This window comes from Microcoleus sp. S1D4, assembly GCF_036700765.1.
In the GTDB taxonomy this organism is placed as follows: Bacteria; Cyanobacteriota; Cyanobacteriia; order Cyanobacteriales; family Microcoleaceae; genus Microcoleus.
Map to the genome: position 1 here is coordinate 1 of NZ_JAUBPP010000005.1, position 25,145 is coordinate 25,145.

Genomic DNA, 25,145 nt, shown 5'->3' on the forward strand with positions numbered 1-25,145 from the left:
CTGCCAACTGCCAACTGCCAACTGCCAACTGCCAACTGCCAACTGCCAACTGCCAACTGCCAACTGCCAACTGACTAATAACTTCTTTTTCACGGATTGACCGATCGCACAAACCAATTTCCATCCCCATCGCGCCCGTAAAGCGATCTGTTCTGCGGTTCTCCCCGCAACTCCAAAAAATCCACCGTTTCCGGTTCCAACAACAGCAAACAAAAATTCGGTAGCGGCTCGTGAGCATCTGGGGAAGCAGAATCAAAAGCACCAGCATCCGCCTTATCTTCCCCCGGTGCAGGCCAAGCAAATTGCGATCGAGCAGCCTCAGAAAGCTCCTGCCAAGCTGTACGGCGCGCTGTCAACAACTCGGAATCTGCATCGTCTTGCCGCACCAAAATCAGTTGTCCAGCAATCCGAAATTGTTCCCGAGTTTTAGGGAAATACCAGCAAATCTCCCCCCAAGGATAGAGGTCAATTTCTTCCGCCTTCTGACTGCGAATATCAGTAATAAACTTCAACTGATTAGTATCTCCTAAAAAGCCTCGAAACACCACAGTGCGGTTAGCCGGACGACCAGTGGCGCGAACGGTTGCTAATTGCAAGTAGCGAGCAAAAGCAAGACTGCGGTTGCGGTGGAGAGCTCGCGCTAAGGGCGATCGCCAAAGTGCTAAAGTCATAATTAATCTTCTATCATGTTAGTCAGTAGTCATCAGTCATGAGTCATTAGTCATTAGGGAATGGTTAGCTGTTGACTGTTGACTGTTAACTGTTAACTGTTAACTGTTGACTGTTGACTGTTGACTGTTGACTGTTAACTGCCAACTGCCAACTGCCAACTGCCAACTGCCAACTGCCAACTGCCAACTGACAACTAACAACTGACACTTCTTTCTGCTATTGGTAATTTTATGTCAAATGCACTCTCAAAAATCAAAACTATAGAAACTCCCCACAGCGGCTACCACTGGGACGGCAGTTCCCGGCGCTTTTTTGAAGGCTGGTACTACCGAATAACATTACCAATTCACGGACAATCCTTTGCCTTCATGTATTCCATCGAAGACCCCAGAGGTGGTCAACCATACAGTGGCGGTGCTGCCCAAATTCTCGGCCCCAAAGATAGCTATTTGTGCCGCACCTTCCCCGATGTAAATAAGTTTTGGGCGCACCGAGAAAGCTTAGGTTTTGGACATTGGGGCAAAACAGATTTACAAATTAAACCCCAATATTTAGAGCCGCAAGTATTCGACAGCAGCGTCGAAGAAGGCTATCAAGCTACTGCTACTTTGAATCAAGGTTATCTGCACGATCCGGGAAGTGGCGGTCACTGTTTTTGGCAGTACGAAATCAAACCTATTTACGGCTGGGGAAACTCTCAGGAGCTCCAGAAATCCACGGCGGGAATGCTATCTTTTCTGCCCATATTTGAGCCTGGATGGCAAATTTTAATGGCTCACGGTTTAGCCACGGGCTGGATAGATTGGAACGGCGAACGCTACGAATTTAAAGACGCTCCCGCTTACAGCGAAAAAAACTGGGGCGGTGCTTTTCCGCAAAAGTGGTTTTGGATTAATTGCAATTGTTTTCAAGGCGAAAGCGATTTAGCTGTAACTGCTGGCGGCGGCAAGCGGGGCGTGCTGTGGTGGATGGAATCGGTGGCAATGATTTGTCTGCATTACCGAGGCAAGTTTTACGAATTTGTGCCTTGGAATTCGCAAGTTAGTTGGACTATTCAACCTTGGGGAAGCTGGAAAATGCAGGCTAGAAATAGTCAGTTTGAAGTTGAGTTAATTGGCACTACAAACAGTCCTGGTACTTATCTGCGAGCTCCTACAGAAAAAGGCCTGGCTTTTTGCTGCCGGGATACGACGCACGGTGATTTGCGGTTGCAACTGCGAGAGTTGTTGGGGGGAAATGTCGATCGCAATGGCAAGCAGCGTTATAAAATTATTTTAGAGGCTCAAAGTTCTTTGTCTGGTTTGGAAGTTGGCGGCGGGCCTTGGGATGAAGTTTGGCGATCGAATTAAGTTAGTAGTCAGTAGTCATTAGTCAGTGGTCATTAGTCATTAGTCATTTTAGCCGCTCGCGAAGTCGAAGGCTAGTCATTAGTCAGTGGGCATTAGTCATTGGGCATTGGGCATTGGTGCTGTCCCCCCGATCTTTCCGTCCAACGTCAGCAGTCAGCAGTCAGTTAACATTAGTAAAACAGCCATGATAAAAATACTCGGTTTACAATTAGAAAAATTCTACCGAAACCAACAATTACAACCAACTCTCAAAAGAATTTTGGGACTAATTTTATGTTTGGGTGCAATCTTAATACCTGCGACAATTGCCAATGCTGGTGATTTGTCTCGCCAACCTGTCACCGAAATTAATGTTAGCTTGGGTAACGAAGCTGGAGAACTCAAATTCTTTCCCAATCAGCTAGAATTTGAATCTGGTAAGCGCTATAAATTAGTGCTGAAAAATCCCAGTCCGCAGAAACATTATTTCACTTCCAAAAATTTTGCAGATGCGAGTTGGACTCAAAAAGTTGAAGCTGGTAACGTGGAAGTTAAAGGCAGTATTCACGAACTGGAACTTAAACCAGGGGCGGTGGCAGAATGGTTGTTTGTGCCGGTGAAATCGGGAAGTTACAACCTTCGCTGTACCGTAGCGGGACATACTGAGGCGGGGATGGTTGGCAAAATTGCGATCGCCTCTTAATCCCCCTATCCCATAGTTGAGACGAGCAGAGAATTTAATCGCAGACTGCATTGAATTATCTGCGTCTATAGTGGTTCTCAAGCGTTGTGAGGTATGCCTTATGCCCTCTGCCCGGTTTGCCCTATCCCAGATAGTAGCTCATATGAGAGCACAGAAAGGCTATATCTGTGTCTATCCGCTGGAAATCGGCAGTTAACAGATCGAATATTTATGCCGATCGAGTTTAGCTTCAGCGGATATCGTATTGCTTGAAGATTAATTAGCCACAAAAAGTCGAACTTTCGGGCTTCTACAGACTTTTAAGTCGATTCTAGCGGAGCCATTGTCAGTCCAGCACGGCTCAATTGCATATGATAAAGTTCTGCTTGTTCTTGCGGGCCAACCCAGACGGTGGCCTGGCCTTCGTTGTGGATTTGGTTGGCGAGATCCCAAGCTCGATCGCTCGTCATCCCTGGAATGTATTTCGTCAAACATTCCACTACGTGCTGAAATGTATTGAAATCGTCGTTGAGGACTATTACCCGATAGTTAGGATAAGGCTTGCGGGTAACTTGACTCGATCGAACGGGTGCTATGGTTGGTGAAGAGGTCATCGCGCGAACAGCCACTGAAACTACAAAATTCGTAAAATAGTTACCTCTTCAACTATATCACAATTTATGAACTTTAAAACCGCCCCTTGCAAATAAATCGCCAAAGTCGATTTATTTGCAAGGGCGATTTTTCGATTTGAGATTTGAGGACAAAGAAACCGGGTTTTCAGGAAATTGAGGGTTTCTACCCACGATTTTGGTTGAAAAACCCGGTTTCCGATCGATCGTTAGATGCAGTACAGCTTATCCAACTACAGTTAACTCTCGATCGACCCCAGAAGTGTTGGTGTCAGAGTATGCTTGCAACAGAAGTTGCTTTAAATCTTCAATCAGCCGATAGCGGGGGTTTGCTCCGGTGCATTGATCGTCAAAAGCGCGATCGGCCATTTCCTCAACGCGAGCAAAAAAGAAATCATCACTCATTCCCTGACTGGCGATCGCCTCCTGAATAGTGCTAGGAATATCTACCTGACGCTTCAAATCTTCCACCGCTGCGATCAAGTTCTCAACTTTCTCATCTAGTGTCTCCCCGCCCAAATTCAGATAATCCGCAATTCGCGCATAACGCCACTTGCTGTTAGGATACTTATTCTGAGAAAAAATCGCTTGTTTGAACAGAACATCCGTTGCATTGTACCCAATTACATGGGAAATCATCAGCGCATTCGCTAAACCGTGAGGGACGTGACAAGTTGCACCTAATTGGTGAGCCATTGAGTGACAAACCCCCAGAAAAGCGTTCGCAAATGCCATCCGGGCGATCGTAGCAGCATACCGACTAAAAAAGAAGTACCCCAAAGCTCAATGCCTTAATTAACAAGAGTTGACGACTATTATCAACATTTAAAAGAAACTCGTTCTTTATTGCCAGAATCTGTACGTTATTTGGTAGCTGACGGTTATTATTACCGCGCTAAGTTCTGGGATGCTGTCAGAAATTCTCATTTAAATTTGATGAGCACATTACGGTCTGAAATCAACTTGAATTACCTCTATACAGGTGAAACAAATAAACGGAGAACTCCTCGCAAATATGATGAAAAAGTAGACTATAAAAAGTTAAGAAATTTAACTTTCATCAAAGAAGTTAAGCCGGGGTTAAGCTTTATTCATGAGTAGTATGGAGTGTTTGTTTAAAATGTAAAATACGTTTAGCTTGCCTTGGAGAAGTTCAACCTAACGGTAAAACCAAAAATATTTTATTGTTTAGCACTGAGTTCGATCTGACAGGTGAGCAAATACTTGAGTATGATCAGGCTCGTTTTCAAATTGAGTTTATTTTTCGTGATACCAAACAATTTACTGGTTTATCCTCTGGTCAATGTCGTAGTGGTCAACGCCTTAATTTTCATTTTAATGCCAGTCTAATTGCTTTAAATTTAGCCAAATATGAAGCTGATAATCGTCATTTGTCTCCCGAGTAATTCGTATTTTCAATGACCTCTTATAAACGGTAGCAATTCAACAGACATATACTTTACACCTTTATTGATAAGTTAGATTTAGACCCGAATTTAATTTTAAATCACCCTAACCTTCCATCAGTCCTATCCTATGGTACTCTCGCTGCTTAAAAACTGTCCGAAGTATTGGTATTATGCAGGTAAATTCAATGAATCACAGCACTGCGAGCGATCCGGCTCACGATATTTGGAAAGAACAGCGTCACGAACTCGATCGAATTTTTCGGCCTCGCTCCGTGGCTGTTATCGGCGCAACAGAGAGAAAAGGAAGTGTCGGACGCACTCTCCTGTGGAATTTGATTAGCAATCCCTTTGGCGGAACAGTTTTTCCGGTGAATCCCCAGCGCCACAGCGTCCTAGGGCTCAAGTCTTATCCTGACATTGCTAGCGTCCCGGAAGTAGTGGATTTGGCGGTGATTGCTACGCCTGCGGCTGTTGTACCGCAAGCAATCCGCGAATGTATCGCTGCTGGGGTGAAAGGGGCAGTGATTGTTTCTGCTGGTTTTAAAGAAATTGGCCCGGCAGGCGTTGCGCTAGAACAGGAAATTATGGCTGCAGCGCGTCTGGGCGGAATGCGGATTATCGGCCCGAATTGTCTCGGCGTGATGAATCCTGTTCTCGGACTCAATGCTACTTTTGCAGGTACGAGCGCCCGTCCGGGTAATGTAGCCTTCATCAGTCAAAGTGGCGCCCTCTGTACTTCGATTCTAGACTGGAGTTTGGGCGAAAATGTCGGTTTTAGCACCTTTGTGTCGATCGGCTCTATGCTCGATGTCGGTTGGGGCGATCTGATCGAGTATTTTGGGGACGACCCCACACCAAAAGTATTGTTTTATACATGGAATCGATGGGTGATGCTCGATCGTTCTTGTCCGCCGCCCGCCCAGTGCCGATCGACAAACCGATCATCATTCTCAAGGTGGGACGTACCGCCGCCGCCGCTTCCCATACGGGAGCTTTGACCGGCAGCGATGACGTGCTCAACGCTGCTTTCCGGCGCTGTGGTGCCTTGCGGGTACATACGATTTCCGATCTGTTTGACATGGCAGAAATTCTGGCAAAGCAACCCCGACCCCAGGGAAACCGCCTATCGATCGTTACCAATGCAGGAGGCCCAGGGGCGATCGCCACTGATGCCTTAATTAGCGGCGGCGGTGCCCTCGCAGAGCTTGCACCGGAGACGCTGCAACAGCTTGATGAGTTTTTACCCCCTCAGTGGAGCCATCAAAACCCGATCGATATTTTGGGCGATGCTAGTAGCGATCGCTACGCCAAAACTATAGAAGTTGTCGCTTCCGATCCCAATAGTGACGGATTGTTGGTCATCCTCACACCCCAAGCGATGACAAATCCCACCAAAACCGCAGAAGAATTAAAGTCCTACAGCAAACTCGGAAAGCCCTTATTAACAAGCTGGATGGGCGGTGCAGAAGTTTTAGCAGCAACGGAAATTCTCAATCAGGCCAAAATTCCGACTTTCCCCTATCCCGATACGGCCGTCAGGTTATTCAATTATATGTGGCGGTACAGCTACAACCTGCGCGCTATCTACGAAACGCCTTCTCTGGCGGCTGATTCGGATCTCTGGAGTCCCGATCGACCGACGATCGCTAAAATTTTGACTTCTGCACGCACAAGCGATCGCGCTCTGTTAACAGAGTACGAATCAAAGCAGTTACTCTCTGCTTATGGGATTCCCACCATCGCCACATCCATAGCCACCAGCGATCGCGAAGCTGTGGAAATTGCCGATCGTCTCGGTTATCCTGTGGTGCTAAAACTCCATTCTGAGACGATTACTCACAAAACCGATGTGGGGGGCGTACAACTAAATTTAGGCGATGCTAAGGCTGTAATTAGTGCCTTTGAGGCGATCGCCCAGCGGGTACGGGCGATCGATCCTGCAGCGTTTCTCGGCGTTACTGTGCAGCCGATGGTGCGTTTGGAAGGCTACGAACTAATTTTGGGTAGCAGTATCGACCCCCAATTTGGGCCAGTCATGCTGTTTGGTTCCGGCGGACAATTAGTGGAAGTCTTTCAGGATCGAGCGCTAGCACTGCTGCCTTTAAATACCACCCTAGCGCGGCCGATGATGGAGCAAACCCGCATCTACAAAGCTTTACAAGGAGTGCGCGGGCGATCGGCAATTGACCTAGAAAAACTCGAACAGTTATTAGTTCGTTTCAGTCAACTGATTGTCGAGCAACCTCAGATTGCCGAGATAGATATTAATCCGCTGCTGGTTTCTCCAGAAGGTGCGATCGCCCTCGATGCCCGCGTTGTGATCCAGACTACAGAAAACACCGTTTCACCTGCGATTCGCCCCTATCCGGTGCAATACGTTCAACAATGGTCAACAGATAGTTCCATTACCATCCGTCCGGTTCGCCCGGAAGATGAGCCGCTGATGGTGCTGTTTCATCAAGAGCTTTCCGAAGAGAGCGTGTATTTGCGCTACGCTCATATGGTAAATTTAAAGCACCGCATCGCTCACGAACGTTTGACCCGGAGTTGTTTTATTGACTACGATCGAGAAATGCTGTTAGTAGCCGATCGCAAAGACCCCGAAACCTCAGAACACCAGATTTTGGGAGTAGCACGTCTCAGCAATCTGCACGGCAAAAACGCAGCCGAATTTGCCCTAATCGTCCGTGACAGCTATCAGGAGCGGGGTTTGGGAACAGAATTATTGAGGCTGCTGCTGCAAATTGGTCGCGAAGAGAAATTAAATGCGATCGTCGGCTATATTCTCACTAGCAACTACAAGATGCAGAGCCTCTGTGAAAAAATAGGAGTTGAACTGAAACCAGAGCGAGGTGAAGGAATGTTGAAAGCTGTTTTTGTCTACTAGCTCATCCAGTCTTACGCGCGCACTCTATTCGATCTCAAACAAGATGGAGGAGTGCGATCGCTTAATTCGTAATTCGCGATCGGACAAACTGATTATAATTGTGAATTACTTTTTGGTAGTGTAGTGATTAGACCTCTTGCAAAAATAACTAGGACGGGTTCTCCGGCTCCTTCCATAATAAAAAATGTTGATCGTGGAACAAGCCGGAAAGCCTGTTCCACAATTTGATTAAAAGCACTTTTGCAAGAGGTATATTTATAATTTATGTTAATTTACTTGCTCATACCTGTATGAAAAAAACTATCGCGATCATTTCACTGCTATTAAATGTCATTCTCTTAACAGGGATTTTAGAATTTACGATAAAGAAGGGGTATTTAGGTAGATTTTTAGTCGTGTTTAATGCAAATGCCATCGGATTATCGACAGATACCCTAAGTTCTAGTTCTTGGTGGCTAGATGAAGTTGATTATCAACTATATCTGACTAAAAATACTCGAATTAATGCTTGCATTTGGGGCGATTCTATCACCTCTGAGCTGGGAAATACAATGGGTCAAGATACTTTTAATTTTGCCTTGCCCGGAATGTCAACAATTTCTCTGATCGAACAACTAAAACTATTAACTGCTGCTAACGTTAAATGTAATACATCAATTATTGCGATCGGTACTAATGATGCGGGTTATCGGATAAATGATCCACAATTTGTTAACAATATGCAGGAAATTATCCGCACTGTCAGAACAAAAATGAACACCAAAAAAGTAGTGTTAATCCCTGCTTTTTACTCAACGATTGAAGCCAGCCATGATATCACACTAGCGGGTTCTTTGGAAAGAGTGAAAAGCATTCAAGCCTTGACTCGTCAAGTGGCAGCGACAGATAACTTATTGATAGTAGAAAAAGATATTCAGCCCCTGTACGAAGGGACAGTATTGAAAGATAAGGTCACAACAGATGGCGTTCACCTTGACTCAGAAGGCAGACAGATTTATCGAAGAGCCTTATTAAAAATACTGAAGGGGGGATAACCAATACGGTTCACTTAAGTCAACGTAGGGTGCGTCGCCAAAAACAACTCTCGCCCTGGAACGCCAGATTAAACGAGCGATGCACCCTAAAAAAAACTTATAAATGAGAATTAAATAACTTCCAAATTTGATTGTTGTGGGATGGGCCAGAAGAAAAATGGAAATTATTTAATTCACAATCCTTATAGAACCCATTTGAAATCTTTGAGTTTTTGGGTTGGGTGACGAGAAATATAGAGAGAAACTGGTTTCTGAGATTTACGCAAGGGGCGAGAAACCGGGTATTCTTGGAGTTTTTGGTTGGGTGACGAGAAATATAGAGCTCAACCCGGTTTCTGAGATTTACGCAGAATAGATATCAAATGGGTTCTCTAACTTAAGTAAACCGTATTGGGGTATAAGTACGATCAACTTAAGGTTCTTTGAATTCCTCCAGTAGAATACGGGTTATCCGTAAACAGTCCCAGGATTTTAGATTTCCTGTACGATAGCAACTGCCTTGGTAATACCATCTTCACCTTGGATGTGCGCCGCCAATCTGGCGGCGCGTTGACGCATTGTTTGATCTGTAATAGCTTGTTGAATCGCTTGTATAAGTCGTTCAACTCAACAGCCTAAAGTTTTGCTAAAGCTCGATCGATATGCACTCTCATTTTTTCTGCCAAGAGAGGGACATTGGGTTCTTGAAGGATACTTAGATGATCTCCAGGGATATCATATATATCTAATCCTTCAAGCAACAGTTCCTTCCAGTTTTCCAAAGTGCTAAAGTGACTTTCCTCCTTCGCCCGGAACAAAACTGCCCTGCCTGGGTAAGGCTGTGGCTTGTAACTATTGAAAGCGTACTGCCGAAACTCTAATAGAGGATCTACGCGATTATTATTAACATTATTAATGTTAATATCAGGAGTCGATTTAGTCTTCGATTTTCGTATTTTTTGGAACAAATATGAAATCCCTTGTTGGCGCAGCTTTTTGATATGAAAAGCCAGCTTCTGACTCAATGACAGTTGGTTTTTTCCTGGAATTGCACTATCCAAAAGGGCCAGTAAAGCTACTTCTTCACCCTGTAAATGAAGTTGATGTGCCATTTCAAAAGCTACTAAGCCACCTAAGGACTCACCCGCTAGGAGGTAAGGGCCTTTAGGCTGATGTTTTTGTATTTCTTTGAGGTAGCGAGTGGCCAGATATGGAATACTCACTGAAGGCGTTGGTGATTGGTCAAGTTTATTCCTTTGGAACATATTGACTTCCTCTTTGACATAGACTCCATAACAGGTTTGGTCTTTGCCCAGGTGTCTTGATAAATTATAGTAAAGGAATATGCCGTAAATAAAGAATAAAGGCAGTTTGGAACTACCTTTCTGAATCGTGACTAAAGCCTGCGAAGAAGACGAGAATCTTTGTTTACGAAGGGTGTTAGCCAACTGCTGAATCGTTTGCGATTGGAAAAGGATAGGTAAAGGTAGCTCTTTATTGTAGGTTTTCTCTATTTCACGAATTAGGGATATCGCTAATAGGGAATGTCCTCCCATCTCGAAGAAATTATCTGTCGTACTGATGGGTGAAATATTCAATACTTCTTCCCAAATATTGACGAGTTGAACTTCCAAATCATCCTTGGGCTTGGCAATTTCTTCTGGCTTTTCTGGCTTTTCTTGAGTTGTAGGGGCGGGCAAATCTAGAGCCTTTTGAGTGGCGGGTATGATTGCTGCTTCGCAAGATTGTTCAGGTACAGGTAGAGCTTTACGATCTACCTTACCATTCGGTGTTAGAGGTAGAGCTTCCAAGAAAACGAAGATAGATGGCACCATATATTCTGGTACATACTCCTTGAGCAGACTTCGCAGTTCTTGGATGCTTGGGTTCTGATTATTGAGAGCGACAATATAAGCCACTAGACGCTTGTCGCCAGGAAAATCTTCCCTGACGATGACCACTGCCTGCTGCACGTTAGAATGTTTGACCAAAACAGACTCGATTTCACCGAGTTCGATCCGAAAACCGCGAATTTTGACTTGAAAATCTAGGCGACCTAAACACTCAATATTTCCATCTGGCAAATAACGTGCTAAGTCCCCTGTCTTATATATTCGTTCGGTTTCTCGAAAGGGATTAGGAATAAATCTCTCAGTGGTTAAATCGTCACGTTGCAAATAGCCTCGCGCTAATCCTGAACCACCAATATGTAATTCCCCAGCCACCCCAACGGGAACTGGTTGCAGGAGAGAATCTAAGATGTAGATATCGGTGTTAGCGATCGGCTTACCAATTAAAATTCGCTGTTCGGCGTCTTTGACTTGATAAACCGTTGACCAAACTGTTGTTTCCGTCGGCCCGTACATATTCCAAAGTTCCGTACCTTTGGTTAACAATTGGGCAGCCAATTCTTTGGGCATGGCTTCCCCACCGGAGAGCATTTTCAGCGGGAACTGACTTTCCCAACCCGATTCTATCAATAATCGCCAAGTCACTGGAGTCGCTTGCAGGATCGTAATGCCTAATTGGACGATCGTCCTTAATAACTTTCTGCCATCCATAGCAGCTTCCCGACTCAGGATCACAACCTGCGCTCCCACAGTCAGAGGTAAGAACAGTTCTAAGACTGCAATATCAAAAGAAAGTGTTGTGACAGACAGCAAAATATCCGTCGCACCGATCCCCGGTTGCTCGCGCATCGACTTTAAAAAATTGACTGCCCCACGGTGGAGAACTTGTACGCCTTTGGGCTTACCCGTAGAACCAGATGTGTAAATGACATAAGCCATATTTTCTGGGGTAACGCTGGCGATCGGCATTTCCTGACTCTCTTGGGCAATCAGTGGCCAATCCGTATCCAAACAGATGACCAATGCTTTTTTGGCTTCTTTGGCAGGCAGGCTATTCACAAGCTGCTGTTGTGTTAACAATACTTTGGCTTGGGAATTCTCGATCATGTATTCCACGCGATCGGGAGGGTAGTTGGGGTCTATGGGAACATAGGCTCCGCCCGCCTTCAGCACACCTAATAATCCCACAAGCATTTCGAGAGAGCGATCGACACAAATGCCCACTAAATCATCCGGCTTCACCCCTCTTTGTTGCAAATAGTGGGCCAGTTGATTAGAGCGTTGATGTAGTTCTTTGTACGTCAATGTTTGACCTTCAAAGGAAACCGCAATTTTCTCTGGAGTTACTTCTGCTTGTTGAGCTATTAACTGGTGCAGGCATAGCTCTTGCGACTCATCTTTTTGAGTCTGATTCCATTCCACAAGCAACAGATTTTTTTCTTGGTCTGGCAACAGCGGTAAGGCAGAAATCGATTGTTCTGGATGAGCCACAATCCCAGCCAACAAAATCTGGAAATGATCGTTCATTCGTTCAATAGTTTCTGCATCAAACAAATCCGTGCTGTAGTACCAACTCCCCTCCAATCCTGCGCTGGTTGGTTTTAAGAATAAAGTTAAGTCAAACTTTCCTTCGTTGTTTTCAATCACCCACGGACTGGCTGTTAATCTTGACAGATCGATCCTTTGGAAGGGAATATTTTCCTCAAAGACAAAGGTCACTTGAAACAGAGGGGAATAGCTTAAGTCGGGCTGGGGACAAAATTGATCGACCAATAAGCAATAGGGCACATCTTGATAGGCTTGCCCTAACAAAACAACTTTCCGCACTCGTCCCAGAAACTCTGGGAACGTGGGATTACCCGACATATCTGTACGAAGGGGGACGGCATTGAAAAAATTTTCTGTATTCACACGGCTCACAAAGGGGGAGCCAACAATCACGTCTTCCGTACCTGTATAGCGATAGAGCAAGATCTTAAACGCGGCTAACAGGGTTGTTGATAGGGCGACGCCTTCCTGGCCGCCCAATTGGCTGAGGGCTGTCGTGATTTCCCCAGAAATGCCAAAAGACAGAGAAGCTCCCTGGAGGGATTGCTCTGGGGGACGTGGCCGATCAGTGGGTAGGGGTAATAAAGGGGTGGCTCCCGCAAGTTGTTTTTGCCAATAGGCTAAGGAGTCTTGAAGGGGGAGCTTTCGTAGCTCTGACATCAGAGTTGTATAGGATGTTTCGTAAATAGCCCGATCGATAGATTGCAATTTGGGATCGTAATACAAGATTAATCTCAGAATACCCAAGGCTGCAACCCATTTTTTAGCTGCTATATATTTCAGGATTTCGTAAGGCAATCGATTGCCAAAAAGATTAATCCAGTGGTGTTTGCCCTGCTCATAGGCAACTATATATTCTTCTTTTTCTGTTCGTTGAACGTAACTCCATTGCTGATAATGATCTCGGATTGCATGGATCAGAAAGTAGGTCGATTTACTGGATATGTTATTGCCAGTGTAGCGATATTGAGAAACGACTTGACCGTGGAAATAGATAGGAAAATTACGGGCAATTCGCAGACATAAATTGTAATCTTCGGTCGCTAATACACTTGGATCAAATGCACCGATAGACTCAATGGCGACACTATCGAGGGCAGCACGGCGAAACATAATACAACCGCATTGAACCCTATGCCGGATAGCCAAAAGGGTTTCATAATTAGCAACTTCAGGCTGGTTCTCATATTTCTCTTCTACTTTGTATGAGCCATCGGGTTGAATGGAATAGAAGAAATAACGACCAAATACCAAGCCCATCTCTGGCATGGCGTTGAGATGCTTGACTCCAATCTCAATCGCTTCAGGCAAAAGGCAGTCATCACTATCCAGGAAGAGAAGATACTCTCCCGTACTAATCTGCAGACCAGTATTGCGTGCAGTAGCATGGCCTCGGTTGTTTTGATAGAAGTATGTTACTTTCGGGTAGCGATCGCAAATTTCTTTCGTTTCATCAGTAGAACCATCATCTACGACAATAATCTCAAATACGGGTAGAGTCTGCCCAAGTATACTCTCAATTGCTTCCGGTAAAAATTGGGCGCTGTTGTAGGATGGAATCACTACTGATACGTTTTTTGTCATTTTTTATACTCCAAAAGGTTGTGTTAAATATTTCGGCACCCCATATTAAAAATATATCTCTCCAGACGTCTATCTGTCCACACATCTATCTATCCAAAACTCTATCTATCACAACAACATTGCTCTAACAAGGGGAAACGTCCCGACTTTGTGAGGAAAGGATAGTATAACTCTCCTTTCCTCCCTACAAATGGGTTTAGAAATCTTCACAAATTAGATCCCGTGTGAGGCAGTGGAAGTTCCAAAACTACCATCCCTATTCTTGCATCCACTTATTAAGTAGGTTGGCGATATTAAACTTCACAATAGAAAAATATGTAAATAAGGCTAAATAGTGTTGCTAGATGTGTACTTCAATGCTTTATAGTCGTTTATATATTTACGTTTTACAGCGCCGACCTACTTAAGCGAACCTATTAAGCTAGTAGTGAGAACTTCAGTCCTTGGAAACAAAAAATAAAGTCCTCACTACGAACTTAATAGATTCGTAGTGAGGACTTTAATCCTAAAACTTAGGTGCTACTAAGCCGCAGCCAAATTTTCGGCTGCGAAATCCCAGTTAGCCAAATTATCCAAGAAATTAGTAATGTAGTCGGGACGGCGGTTTTGGAAATCCAAATAATAAGCGTGTTCCCACACATCCAAAGTCAGCAAAGGAGTTTGGCCGTGTACTACCGGAGTGTCGGCATTCGCAGTTTTGGTAACTTTCAAAGTACCGTTGTCCAAAACCAGCCAAGCCCAGCCACTGCCGAACTGAGTTGTCGCAGCAGCCTTGAATTCTTCTTTGAATTTGTCGAAGCTGCCAAAGTCGGCCTTGATTTTATCAGCTAAAGCTCCTGTCGGAGTGCCGCCACCACCTGGTTTGAGCGACTTCCAAAAGAAATTGTGGTTCCAAACTTGACCTGCATTGTTGAAAATGCCAGATTTGGATGGGTCTTTAGCAGATGCCATCACAATTTCTTCCAGGGATTTGCTGGCAAGTTCCGTGCCTTCAATCATTTTGTTGAGATTGGTCACGTAAGCAGCGTGGTGCTTATCGTGGTGAAACGAAAACGTGTTAGCCGACATATGATCTGACTCTAAGGCATCAGCGGCGAAGGGTAATGGTGCGAGTGTAAATGCCATTGTGTTCAATCCTCTCTAGGTGGCTGTTGTTTTTCGGTTGACTTTCCGGCTTTTCATTGATTCGAGCCTAAAGTCCCTAGCTTGAGTTGATCAAGCTGTCGTAAATAATTCTTTACAATTTTTATATTTTATCTCAGTTGCAGCATTTTTGAATTTTGAATTCTGGTTTTCACCAAATCTACTAATACTATGGGCCAGCTAGCACAAACATTGCCAAGATGTCAACCCACTTGCGCGATAAATAAAAGTTTGGGGTGGAAATGGTCAACACATGGAAGTATGATAATAGTTATAAATAAATTAAACCTATTTTTTGTCAAAGAGTGACTTTATTTAACTTAAGCTGTAAGCAGGTCAAACAGATTGCAGGAGCTGTCAATGGAAAATCGTTCACATAACTATACAAGTAACCCCCCGCAGTGGTTGAATTTGAAACTAATAGTCAGCGTTCTTGAAACAATTCAAGATTTAATTGTAATTTCTTTGTGTATCGGTTTGTTCAGCTTTATGGTCATCGAACTGCGAGAAATGTTTTTCTCGCTGTTACCTCCTTTGAATTTCCAGCAAGTAACGGCAGATATTCTATTTCTATTAGTTTTAGTGGAATTATTTCGGCTGCTAATTATTTATTTGCAAGAACAGCGCGTTTCGATTGGTGTGGCTGTGGAAGTTTGTATTGTATCAGTTTTGCGAGAAGTTATCGTGCGGGGAGTGCTGGAAACTCCCTGGATTCAAATATTATCAACAGGAGCCTTTTTGTTGGTTTTGGGAGCGTTGTTGGTAGTCCGAGTTTGGTTGCCGCCTACCTTTGAGGGAATTGACCCAGAACGCCGTTTTTCTAACAAAAGAAAGAATCCGTTAGAGTCTGAATCTTCTTCAGAACCTGTTGCAGTAAATAGCAAGTTAAATTCTCATTGAGTAGGGCTAAATGGCGATTTGAGATTAGCTATTTTACAGATGGTGCAGTTATTAGCCATTGCTTTCCATCTAATAAACATGATAGCGTTCGGAATGCAATTCCTTTGCGTTTTCCGAGTAATTGCATTCTTCACTACTATTTTATTTGATTGGGGTTGGACGATCGCGCTCCCATTACATTACATCCTGTGCGATCGCCCAACCCCAAGAACTAAGGATCGCGCTTGCGGACAGGATTCCTGGGCCGGAGGGCCGACTTTAGTCCGCACTAGGAACCGTTTTTGTGTAACCGACGGGGCGCGATATTAACCCTCAGCCTGCAATTCCTCCAGACGGGCGAACACTTCTTGCGAGTGAATCGCCGGGTTAACCTTAACAAAAGTTTCCCGCAAAGTGCCTTCAGGATCAATAATAAAACTGTGCCGCGCCGAGATAAAACTCATCCAAGAACCGTAGGCTTTGCTGACTTGGCCGTCGGTATCAGCTAACAGCGGAAATTTTAAACCTTCAGCATCGCAAAATTCTGCGTGGGAGTTGACATCATCAGCGCTGATGCCGATAATTTGAGTGTTCTTTGCCAAGTATTTCGGCAAGTCTTGCTGGAATCGACGCGCTTCGATCGTACAACCCGATGTAAAATCTTTGGGATAGAAATAGACTACCAGCCACTTACCGCGATAATCGGAGAGGGACACTTGTCCGCCGCCACTGTTTGTCGGCAAACTAAAATCCGGTGCAGCTTGATTCACCGCCGGCAGCTTGCCGCCGAGGGCAAAGGCAGGGGCCGCAAAATTATAACTGAGAAAGACTAGACAAATTGCCAATAAAGTGCTAAAAAACTTGCGGCGGGAAATCATAAATTCACAAGTAGAATTGTACTTAAGACAAGTTTACAGTTTTCTGATTAAATGGGTAGGGGCAATTCGCGGATTGCTTCTGAAACCAAATCCGGTGTTAGCTACCCTTTGATGATTCGGCGGTTAAAACCGCTTCTCGACAGAGGGAACCAGCCTTGGCAGGTTAAGAAATAAAGCGGATATTTAGCCAGGATTTGGTATTAGTCAAGAGATAACTCACTCAAATCACAATTTACTTATGAGCGCTGCACTCCCGTTAACAGGCAAAGTTACAGTAGTCCAGGTAATTAACGGTCAACCCGTTGCGATCGAAGTTGACGGCACTAATGCCCCGATTACTGGGGGAAATTTTGTTGATTTAGTTGAACGGGGCATCTACGATGGGGTGATGTTTCACCGAGTGGTACGCCAGCCAGATCCTTTTGTGGTGCAAGGAGGCGATCCGCGCAGCAAAGATCCTACAATTCCCGCAAGTCAATTGGGAACAGGTAATTTTATTGACCCGGATACTAATGGGCCGCGTTTTATTCCTTTGGAAATCAAGCCGCAAGGCGCGGCGCAACCTGTTTACAACCAAGTTGTGACTCAGACACCGCAGTTGAAGCACACTGCCGGGGCTGTGGCAATGGCTCGGGCTACTGCTTTGAATTCGGCTTCTTCGCAGTTCTATTTTGCTTTGGATACTTTGCCGTTTTTGGATGGCAATTATGCTGTTTTTGGCAATGTTGTTCAAGGTTTTGAAACGGTGAATGCGGTGCAGCAGGGCGATCGCATTTCGATCGCTAAAGTCGTTGGAGGAATCGTCCCGAGTCGGGTTTCCAACATCATTAGCGATACTGGTTTGCTGAACAATTTGGTTAATACTACCAATTTTGTCAATCTGTCTTTGCGAGCGCTCAGATTGCCTGATGCCCCGAATAACTATCAAGTTACCACCCAAGATTCTCAGCAAAACCCCAGCGGCGTGCTCGGCGGTAGTGGAAACGATCGCATCGTCGGTTCGCCGATTGATGATGCCATTAACGGTAGCCAAGGCAATGATACTATTACAGGCGAAGCAGGCAACGACTTCCTTAGAGGTGGCAAAGGTAACGACTTAATTAGTGGCGGTGTTGGCAACGATATTATCAACGGAAATCTCGGCGACGATACTATCAATGGCGATGCTGGTAACGACTTTTTGAGAGGTGGCAAAGGGAATGACGTGTTAATTGGTGGTGATGGCAACGATATTTTGATTGGAGATTTAGGCAACGACACTCTCACTGGTGGCGCAGGTGCAGATACTTTTGTTTTAATCGCAGGTGATGGAGAAACGGATACAATTACTGATTTTATATCGCAGCAGGGCGATCGCATTGGCATTGGCGGTACCAGTTTGGCAAGTCTGGTATTTACTCAATCTGGAAGCAACACTTTAATTCAATCAGGCGGGGCTACTTTGGCTAATGTTCAAAATGCTACGGCCGCAGCAGTTCAAAGTGCTGTTTTTGCCGTTGATTTTGCTACTATTTCCCGTCCGAATGACTTGCCAGTAGGCGACGCTGCGTTCAGAATCGGCTAACTTTAACCTATAGGTGTAGGGTGCTGATATCGCACCTTACGCGACGATCGATTCCTAATTCCCGATTTCCAAATTCAATTAATACCGCAGTTGTCTAATTTGAGCGAGCGATCTTTCATATGAGAGATCGAACTGCTATCCGGTTTTTATGAAACAAATTGTTTGCCTACAAAGCATCTGCGAAATAACCGGATTATTCGCGATCGCCCGTCACGGCCAGAGTTAAGTCGATGTCTGGGTCAACCGCGATCGACATTTTACTAATATTTTTGAGTAATATTACCGATGAGATTTGCGGGTTATTTGCTATGCTTTGATTGTACATCAAGAATTTATCGCGCAAATTAGTGTCAATGAACAGAGTTCTGAGGTTGAAAACTTTAGCTGCTACAGTGCTGGCGATCGCCCTGTTCACTCTCTACTTAACTCCTCCTGCGATGGCCGCGAATGCCGAGGATTTGAGTCAGCTATTAAAAGATAATTGGTGCGTCAGCTTTTTGTGGAAGCAGTGCGATTTGAGCGCTGCCGATTTGCAGGGAGTTAATCTCACTGAAGCCAACTTGAGTGGCGCTAATTTGTCCGGCGCTAACTTGTCTGGTGCTAATTTAAAAAATGCTGACCTTTCGGGCGCAGATCTCAGCCGCGCCAATTTGACAAATGCTGATATTTTGGGTACTACTCTCAGTCGAGCAAATTTGACTGAAGCTAATTTAAACCGCACCAAATTGTGGGACGCTAATCTGACTCTAGCAAATCTCAGTCGCGCCAACCTACAAGATGCTAATGTGTTAGATTCTCGACTTTGGGGAAGCAATCTCACTGAAGCTAATTTAACTGATGCGACGCTGCACGGTGCTGACTTGCAATATGCTAATTTGGCAAATACGAACTTGACAGGTGCCGACTTGCACAGCTTTTATTTTAGAGGTTCCAAACAAGTCACAAATCTGAGCAATGCTAATTTAGAAGGTGCTATTTTAACGAAAGCAAATTTCAGAGGTGCGGTGCTGGCTGGGGCAATAATGCCCGACGGATCTATTAATGAAGAAGTTGGCTTTAATTTAAAGTAAACTCGCTTTGAATTATCTCCCAAACCAGTAATAACAGGTAAAATGCCTGTTTCACAATGCCTGACTTTTTTCAGGCTTTCCTGCCTGTTCCACAATGTATTAATTTTCTGAACCAGTCAACAAAAGTTCCTAAAAGCTGGTTGAGGATGGTGTCAAGATTCCGTTAAAAGCAGGGTGCGATCGACCTTTCAACTCCCAACCAGTCAATATCGCTAAAATCTATCTCAAATTTCCGACCGAAGCTGCACGCATCTGTTACAATTTTTAACAGAGCCAGAACAGCACGCCCGTCTGAATTCACCGGAAATCGAAAAAACTAGATATTTAGTTTAACCTCTCAGATTACTCTAAAATCTAAAATCTAAAATCTAAAATCGACACTGGAGTCAATCTAAAATTATTCAATCTAAAATCTAAAATCGACTGATGGAAACCTTGGAAACCCTACTTTACGAACTCGCACAATTTGCTAATAATTTAGTCAACACTCAACTGACTCATCTAAGTTTAGTCAGCGTCGGAGTCATCTTTTTGGCAGGGTTGCTAACGAGCTTAACGCCCTGTATGCTTTCCATGTTGCCGATTACGATCGGCTACATCGGCGGATACGAAGCAAAAAGCCGCCTCCAAGCCGCCACCCAGTCTGCATGGTTTTCCTTGGGTTTGGCGACAACCCTTGCGGGTTTAGGCATTGTAGCATCATTTGCCGGCCAAATTTATGGCAAAATTGGTCTGGGTTTGCCGATCGTTGTCAGCATCATCGCTATTTTAATGGGGCTGAATTTACTCGAAGCTTTACCCTTGCAAATGCCGTCTTTTGACGCTGCGGGCTGGGTGCCGAAAAATTTGCCCGCAGCGGTGCGATCGTACTTATTGGGCTTAACTTTTGGTTTAGTAGCGTCTCCCTGCAGCACGCCTGTTTTAGCGACGCTGTTAGCTTGGGTTTCCAAAACGGGAGATGTTGTTTTAGGTGGTGTGTTGCTGCTGTTTTACGCCGCTGGCTACGTCGCTCCCCTAATTATAGCCGGGACTTTTACCGCGAGCATTAAAAAGTTGTTAGAATTACGCAGGTGGTCGAGTTGGATTACGCCTGTCAGTGGCGTTTTGCTGGTAGGATTTGGCGTTTTTTCCCTGATTTCCCGCATACTTCCCGCGTAAGGTTGGCAGTTAGGTTTGTAGTAAGGACTTTAGTTATTGTTGAGTAAAGATATAGCAATTATTACAAAATTGGCGTTTTTTTTGGCGAACCGCGAAGACGCGAAGTACACGAAGGAAGAACAAAGAAAGACTTGACAATTGATTGATAATTGCTAGATAAGAACTGTTTATTCCGTCTTCCCTCTTCCTTCTTCTCTCTTCCGACGGACTTACATCCGTTACATCCGTTACATCCGTTACATCCGTTACATCCCGTACATTGCTCGTTGCCGAACTTCCTTCTTCATAATTACCAATGACATCAAAAGAAGTATTTCTATCTAAACTATCAAACTGGGCGACTGCGCCTCAAAGGTTTTTCAAGCGAGAAATTTTGCCGGTGCTGGCAGATTTGCGGCTGGCAATTATTTTGTTGCTGGCGATCGCACTTTTCAGCATTTCTGGCACAGTGATAGAACAAGGCCAATCGGTAGAGTTTTACCAATCCAACTATCCCGAACACCCGGCTTTGTTCGGCTTCCTAACTTGGAAAGTTGTACTGATTGCAGGATTAGACCATGTTTACCGCACTTGGTGGTTTTTGTCAATCCTAATTTTGTTCGGCAGTAGCTTGACAGCTTGCACTTTTACCAGACAATTTCCGGCGCTAAAAGCCGCCCGCCGCTGGAAATTTTATGAAGAACCAAAGCAGTTTGAAAAGTTAGCTCTGAGTGCGGAGTTAGAAACAGTTCCTTTAACTTCGTTAGAACAACTTTTGCAGCAAAAAAACTACCGCATCTTTCGAGAAGGTGAAAAAGTTTATGCTCGCAAGGGCATAATTGGCAAAATCGGCCCGATTATTGTTCACGCCAGTATGCTAATTATTTTAGCTGGGTCGATGTGGGGCTCGCTGACGGGGTTTCTCGGTCAAGAAATGGTGGCTAGCGGTGAAAATTTTAAGGTGCAGAATATTATGGATGCTGGGCCTTGGGCGGGGCCGCAAATACCGAAGGATTGGTCGATGCGCGTGAATCGGTTCTGGATCGATTATAGTCCGAGCGGGGCGATCGACCAATTTTACTCGGATCTGTCGGTTTTGGACAAAACAGGCCAAGAGGTCGATCGCAAAACCATTCACGTTAACGAGCCTCTGAGATATCGGGGAGTGACTTTTTATCAAGCAGATTGGGCGATCGCCGCCGTGCGAGTCCGCCTCAACAAAAGCCCGGTTTTGCAACTACCAATGGCTCAGTTAGACACTCAAGGTCAAGGCAGAATTTGGGGCGCTTGGATTCCGACAAAACCAGATTTGAGTGCAGGAGTTTCTCTGCTAGCAAAGGACTTGCAAGGAACGATGTTAATCTACGGTACCGATGGTAAATTATTAACTACAGTTCGCGCCGGCACCGCTGTAGAAGTTAACGGCGTGATGCTGACAATTGACGAAGTTGTAGGCAGCACGGGATTGCAAATTAAGGCTGATCCGGGGATTCCGCTCGTCTATACTGGCTTCGGGTTGCTGATGCTCAGTGTGTTGATGAGCTATTTGTCTCACTCGCAGATTTGGGCTTTGGAGAAAAACGGCAAACTCTATGTGGGCGGGCGCACTAATCGCGCTCAGGTGACTTTTGAAAGAGAAGTTGTGGAGATTTTGGACAAGTTGGCCGAATCAAAAACAGCAGAGGGAAAAAGTGGAATATCCCCAACTTCTCTAGCCAGTCAAAGTTAACCGCACCAATCTGTAAGGTGCACGCTGTGCACCTTACACCAAGGGCTCGAACGAAAAATAAAATAAACAATAAATGTGGATAAAAAAATAGAATTTAGTCAACACGCCTTGCTGAAAATAGAAATTCTCGAAAGTCACGGGGTTACAATTTCAACAGATTTAATTTCCGAAACTGTTAGATAGCCGAGTTGGGTAGAAGCAAGCGGTCAAGGGAAGTTTATTTGCAAAAAAAGATTGAAGGGACTTGTCCTAAGAGTGGTCTACCAAGAATATTCAGATAGAATTTTAGTAATTACTGCTTATCCTGGTAAGAGGTCAAGATATGAAAAAGATTAGATATAACCCTGATGTAGATGCGATGCTGATTGAAATTTCCGATCCTCTTCGAGGGCTTCGCCAACGCCCGATCGCCTATGCCGAAGATGAAGGGCAAATGATTCTCCACTATTCTAGCAGTGGAGAACTGGTATTGATCGAAATATTAGACGTCAAACAATTTATCTCGTTAGAAGCTTTTTCTGAAGCAGTTAAGTAGGGTGCTCTACTCTAGCGTTATTTTTCGATCCAAACCAACAGTCTCACTGACGCACCCTTGCAAAAAACGGTGCGTCAGAATCATGCTTTTGGTGCTGATTGAGAATCTCAAACCTGACGCACCCTACCGCAATAAGTACCAGCCGCAGAAGACTCTACCTTCTACTTCTCGTGCCGCACCTCAATCACAGTGTGTACGTTCCCCCTCGGAGAAAAATCGCCCTTCACCGTCGCTTCGAGCGGCGAGCAAGCAGCGACAAAATCGTCTAAAATTTGATTGATCGATTCTTCGTGAGAAATGTAGCGATCGCGATAACTGTTAACATACAATTTCAGGGCCTTCAATTCCACCACCCGCTCGTCTGGCACGTAAGTAACGTGAATTGTGGCAAAATCTGGATAGCCAGAAAACGGACACTTGCAAGTAAACTCCGGCAAAGTAATGTTAATCGTATAGCGCCGCCCGACTCGCGGATTCGGAAAAGTAATTAACTGCCCTTCCAAAATCTCGCGTTCGCCGTATTTCATTTCTTCGGTACTTGACTTTTGCGACATACTTTGTTCGGTTTGCTGGTGATTCATAGCGATCGACTAAAAATTTCTAACATTTAACTAAACTCACTATTAATATTTTTAACAAATATCTTGACGAATTGTATTGCGATCGATCTAATTGCAAATACTCTCAGGCTAAACTAAAAAAAGTTCACCCTCGCCAACTACTATGCAAAATACTACCTTATCTGACAATACATCCCCTGAAAACTCCAATAGTTACTCTCCATCGGTACCGATTTCGCTCTATCGAGAAGTCACCGCCGAATTGCAAGCCGCCCAAGCCATGCTTGACTCCCTCAAAACCCACAACCAGCAATTAGTCCAACAAAATCAACAACTGCGGCGAGAAGTAGAAACAGTAGTTCAAGTATCCCAACAACTACAGCAAGTAGTCAACTCGGCCCAAAGCGTCACCCAGACAGGGATGCCGCAAATGCCCTCAGTCAAATTCAATTTTAGCGTTGAACCGGAGCCTCCAGAACCTGTCATCTCGCGGAGTAGCTCTACCATACCTCAACCACCTCAGACAGTGGCTTTTCCCTTTCCCGTACCGGAAACCTCGCCCACACCCCCTCCGACACCCGAAACGCTTCCAGAAAAATTATTTTCAGAGGTGCAGGAAATTCCTTACCGCATTCGCTCTCAACCCAAAAAATCCTCAGACTTAAGCGGATTGTGGTTGGCCATCGCGATTTTTTTGATTGTTATTGCCGCCTTCGGTGCTGGTTATTTAGTTGTTCGCCCTTTATTAATGAAAAAGTAATTTCCAACAAGAATCCCACAGCCCGAGCCGTGGGATTTTTACCAAAACCTAGCATAAAATGTTCAAAGTTACGCTAATTGGCCATTATACTCTGGCGGCACTCGTTTCTAATGGACGAGGCGCATACTGCTCTTCACAAGCAGAACCTAGGCTGCCCACCCCGGGCTCGAAACCGCGCGTAAACTCAGTGAGTTTTACCTGTTTAGCTTCCAAAGCTGACTGTAGCACCTTCATGGCCTTGTGAGGGTCTCCGGCTCCGCAGAAAAATAAGTCTGCAGCAAAATAACCGTGTTCAGGCCAAGTATGGATTGCTATATGAGACTCTGCCAAAGTTGCAGTAGCCGTTACTCCGTGAGGACTAAACTGGTGCACGCACAAATCGATGAGAGTAGCTCCTCCGGCTTCGATCGCATCGAGTATGGCGCGGCGGATACGTTCAGGATCGTTGAGCAGGTCTCCTGGAGACTGCCAAGCATCAGCGATCAGATGGGTTCCCAATTGTTTCATTCTGCGGGGTTTTACCTCTAACTCACAATTCGTATCAAACCTTTTGACGATAGCACGCTGTAAAAAATTTTGCAAGTAGTCTACCCAAAAAATCAAAAAATAGTGGTGAAGCGCGATCGTCCGAATAATTTTGGCACTTTAGGAGGAGCAACCTGTAGCAAATATATGTAATAATCGGTTGGTGAAATCATAGAGAATTATATTCCGTGAATCCCTTAAAAGTTTGGAAAAAAATTGCTCTGTTTGTTAGCTTAATGCTGTTATCGCTTTCGGGTGTCAAAACAGCCGCCTCTGCTACTTCCCCGGCAACAACCTTACAAGCTCAAAATTGCCCCTACGGAGGCAAACCTCTGCCCTTCGCTCAAGTCGTCACCGACAAAGATCCCCTCACTATCCGTTCCTCCCCCAACGGCCAGGTTATCGGTTTAGTTCCAAAAGGCTGGCAAGTCGTTACGGGCGATCGAGACGCAACGGGAAAGTGGGTAAAAATTGGCAGTCACTTTAGTTCTAACACCCAAACTCTTCGCGAAGGCAGGTTTATGAGTGCACCTTATTTCCGAGTGGGTTGGGTTTTTAAAAGTTATCTAAAACCTTTAGGAGATTCTTGCGAAAAGCCACTGAACGCACAGCGGGGAATTTTGCCAGAAGTATCAGATAAACAACAAGTTTTGATTAATCAAGATTGGCTGCAAATCGGAGATCAAATCGCCAGCCAAAACTCTGAAAAATAATTTGATCTTAATGAAATACGCATAAAAACCACAGCGCAGCTGCAAAA

Annotated in this window: 21 protein-coding genes and 2 pseudogenes; 13 read left to right on the forward strand and 10 right to left on the reverse strand. The window is 44.8% G+C overall.

What is annotated here, in order from left to right; all coding sequences use genetic code 11:
• Nucleotides 1-89: 89 nt before the first annotated feature.
• Both QT998_RS06985 and QT998_RS06990 read right to left on the reverse strand, forming a co-directional pair.
• Entirely contained in the window at nucleotides 90-671 is a 582-nt protein-coding gene (locus QT998_RS06985) for an Npun_F5749 family FMN-dependent PPOX-type flavoprotein (protein ID WP_333092575.1), read from the reverse strand.
• 85 nt (nucleotides 672-756) lie between these two features.
• The gene (locus tag QT998_RS06990; protein WP_333115975.1) at nucleotides 757-879 is read right to left on the reverse strand and encodes a hypothetical protein; all 123 of its coding nucleotides are present in this window, start codon (nucleotides 877-879) and stop codon (nucleotides 757-759) included.
• Between the two features lie 23 nt (nucleotides 880-902).
• Here QT998_RS06990 and QT998_RS06995 point away from each other — a divergent pair, with 23 nt between their 5' ends.
• Nucleotides 903-2,021: a tocopherol cyclase family protein gene (locus QT998_RS06995; protein WP_333115978.1), complete on the forward strand. Its 1,119-nt coding sequence runs from the start codon at nucleotides 903-905 to the stop codon at nucleotides 2,019-2,021.
• Nucleotides 2,022-2,205: 184 nt separating this feature from the next.
• Complete coding sequence (locus QT998_RS07000; RefSeq protein ID WP_333092577.1) at nucleotides 2,206-2,703, forward strand: plastocyanin/azurin family copper-binding protein; 498 nt, start codon at nucleotides 2,206-2,208, stop codon at nucleotides 2,701-2,703.
• Between the two features lie 299 nt (nucleotides 2,704-3,002).
• On the opposite strand, the gene clpS is transcribed toward QT998_RS07000, so the two are convergent.
• A complete protein-coding gene (gene clpS / locus QT998_RS07005) occupies nucleotides 3,003-3,296 on the reverse strand; it encodes an ATP-dependent Clp protease adapter ClpS (protein ID WP_194008643.1) in 294 nt (97 codons plus the stop codon).
• A 243-nt stretch (nucleotides 3,297-3,539) separates the two neighbouring features.
• A pseudogene (locus QT998_RS07010) lies at nucleotides 3,540-4,070 on the reverse strand (bifunctional acetaldehyde-CoA/alcohol dehydrogenase); the annotation flags it as partial.
• 428 nt (nucleotides 4,071-4,498) lie between these two features.
• Here QT998_RS07010 and QT998_RS07015 point away from each other — a divergent pair.
• From QT998_RS07015 to QT998_RS07025, 3 genes and pseudogenes are all read left to right on the forward strand, one after another.
• Nucleotides 4,499-4,720 (forward strand): transposase, encoded by a 222-nt coding sequence (locus QT998_RS07015; protein ID WP_333115980.1) that lies wholly within the window; start codon nucleotides 4,499-4,501, stop codon nucleotides 4,718-4,720.
• A 173-nt stretch (nucleotides 4,721-4,893) separates the two neighbouring features.
• Nucleotides 4,894-7,610, forward strand: a pseudogene (locus QT998_RS07020) (bifunctional acetate--CoA ligase family protein/GNAT family N-acetyltransferase).
• 290 nt (nucleotides 7,611-7,900) lie between these two features.
• The gene (locus QT998_RS07025) at nucleotides 7,901-8,644 is read left to right on the forward strand and encodes an SGNH/GDSL hydrolase family protein (protein WP_333115983.1); all 744 of its coding nucleotides are present in this window, start codon (nucleotides 7,901-7,903) and stop codon (nucleotides 8,642-8,644) included.
• Between the two features lie 614 nt (nucleotides 8,645-9,258).
• On the opposite strand, the gene QT998_RS07030 is transcribed toward QT998_RS07025, so the two are convergent.
• Both QT998_RS07030 and QT998_RS07035 read right to left on the reverse strand, forming a co-directional pair.
• Entirely contained in the window at nucleotides 9,259-13,605 is a 4,347-nt protein-coding gene (locus QT998_RS07030; protein ID WP_333115986.1) for an amino acid adenylation domain-containing protein, read from the reverse strand.
• 522 nt (nucleotides 13,606-14,127) lie between these two features.
• On the reverse strand, nucleotides 14,128-14,730 hold the full coding sequence (locus QT998_RS07035) for a superoxide dismutase (protein ID WP_333092581.1): 603 nt from the start codon (nucleotides 14,728-14,730) through the stop codon (nucleotides 14,128-14,130).
• A 378-nt stretch (nucleotides 14,731-15,108) separates the two neighbouring features.
• Here QT998_RS07035 and QT998_RS07040 point away from each other — a divergent pair, with 378 nt between their 5' ends.
• Nucleotides 15,109-15,648 (forward strand): phosphate-starvation-inducible PsiE family protein, encoded by a 540-nt coding sequence (locus QT998_RS07040; protein WP_333115988.1) that lies wholly within the window; start codon nucleotides 15,109-15,111, stop codon nucleotides 15,646-15,648.
• 305 nt (nucleotides 15,649-15,953) lie between these two features.
• On the opposite strand, the gene QT998_RS07045 is transcribed toward QT998_RS07040, so the two are convergent.
• A complete protein-coding gene (locus QT998_RS07045; protein ID WP_194066295.1) occupies nucleotides 15,954-16,505 on the reverse strand; it encodes a peroxiredoxin in 552 nt (183 codons plus the stop codon).
• 238 nt (nucleotides 16,506-16,743) lie between these two features.
• On the opposite strand from QT998_RS07045, the gene QT998_RS07050 reads away from it, so the two are divergent.
• On the forward strand, nucleotides 16,744-18,069 hold the full coding sequence (locus QT998_RS07050; protein WP_333115990.1) for a peptidylprolyl isomerase: 1,326 nt from the start codon (nucleotides 16,744-16,746) through the stop codon (nucleotides 18,067-18,069).
• A 193-nt stretch (nucleotides 18,070-18,262) separates the two neighbouring features.
• Here the strand turns inward: QT998_RS07050 and QT998_RS07055 are convergent, their stop codons facing one another.
• Nucleotides 18,263-18,394, reverse strand: coding sequence for a hypothetical protein (locus QT998_RS07055; RefSeq protein ID WP_333092584.1), 132 nt, complete (start codon nucleotides 18,392-18,394; stop codon nucleotides 18,263-18,265).
• Nucleotides 18,395-18,422: 28 nt separating this feature from the next.
• Here QT998_RS07055 and QT998_RS07060 point away from each other — a divergent pair, with 28 nt between their 5' ends.
• The 4 genes from QT998_RS07060 (at nucleotide 18,423) to QT998_RS07075 (ending at nucleotide 22,540) form a co-directional block, all read left to right on the forward strand.
• Nucleotides 18,423-19,139, forward strand: coding sequence for a pentapeptide repeat-containing protein (locus tag QT998_RS07060; protein WP_333092585.1), 717 nt, complete (start codon nucleotides 18,423-18,425; stop codon nucleotides 19,137-19,139).
• Nucleotides 19,140-19,565: 426 nt separating this feature from the next.
• Complete coding sequence (locus QT998_RS07065) at nucleotides 19,566-20,297, forward strand: cytochrome c biogenesis protein CcdA (RefSeq protein WP_194066297.1); 732 nt, start codon at nucleotides 19,566-19,568, stop codon at nucleotides 20,295-20,297.
• 295 nt (nucleotides 20,298-20,592) lie between these two features.
• On the forward strand, nucleotides 20,593-22,005 hold the full coding sequence (locus tag QT998_RS07070; protein WP_194066298.1) for a cytochrome c biogenesis protein: 1,413 nt from the start codon (nucleotides 20,593-20,595) through the stop codon (nucleotides 22,003-22,005).
• 322 nt (nucleotides 22,006-22,327) lie between these two features.
• Nucleotides 22,328-22,540 carry a DUF2283 domain-containing protein gene (locus QT998_RS07075; protein ID WP_333115993.1) on the forward strand — a complete coding sequence of 71 codons (213 nt, stop codon included), beginning with the start codon at nucleotides 22,328-22,330 and terminating at the stop codon, nucleotides 22,538-22,540.
• 161 nt (nucleotides 22,541-22,701) lie between these two features.
• Here QT998_RS07075 and queF read toward each other — a convergent pair whose 3' ends face one another.
• Nucleotides 22,702-23,121: a preQ(1) synthase gene (queF, locus tag QT998_RS07080; protein ID WP_194008628.1), complete on the reverse strand. Its 420-nt coding sequence runs from the start codon at nucleotides 23,119-23,121 to the stop codon at nucleotides 22,702-22,704.
• A 142-nt stretch (nucleotides 23,122-23,263) separates the two neighbouring features.
• Here queF and QT998_RS07085 point away from each other — a divergent pair, with 142 nt between their 5' ends.
• Nucleotides 23,264-23,860 carry a hypothetical protein gene (locus tag QT998_RS07085; protein WP_333115996.1) on the forward strand — a complete coding sequence of 199 codons (597 nt, stop codon included), beginning with the start codon at nucleotides 23,264-23,266 and terminating at the stop codon, nucleotides 23,858-23,860.
• Nucleotides 23,861-23,944: 84 nt separating this feature from the next.
• On the opposite strand, the gene speD is transcribed toward QT998_RS07085, so the two are convergent.
• Nucleotides 23,945-24,367 carry an adenosylmethionine decarboxylase gene (speD, locus tag QT998_RS07090; RefSeq protein ID WP_194008626.1) on the reverse strand — a complete coding sequence of 141 codons (423 nt, stop codon included), beginning with the start codon at nucleotides 24,365-24,367 and terminating at the stop codon, nucleotides 23,945-23,947.
• 206 nt (nucleotides 24,368-24,573) lie between these two features.
• On the opposite strand from speD, the gene QT998_RS07095 reads away from it, so the two are divergent.
• Complete coding sequence (locus QT998_RS07095) at nucleotides 24,574-25,098, forward strand: SH3 domain-containing protein (protein WP_194066301.1); 525 nt, start codon at nucleotides 24,574-24,576, stop codon at nucleotides 25,096-25,098.
• The last annotated feature ends 47 nt before the right edge of the window (nucleotides 25,099-25,145 follow it).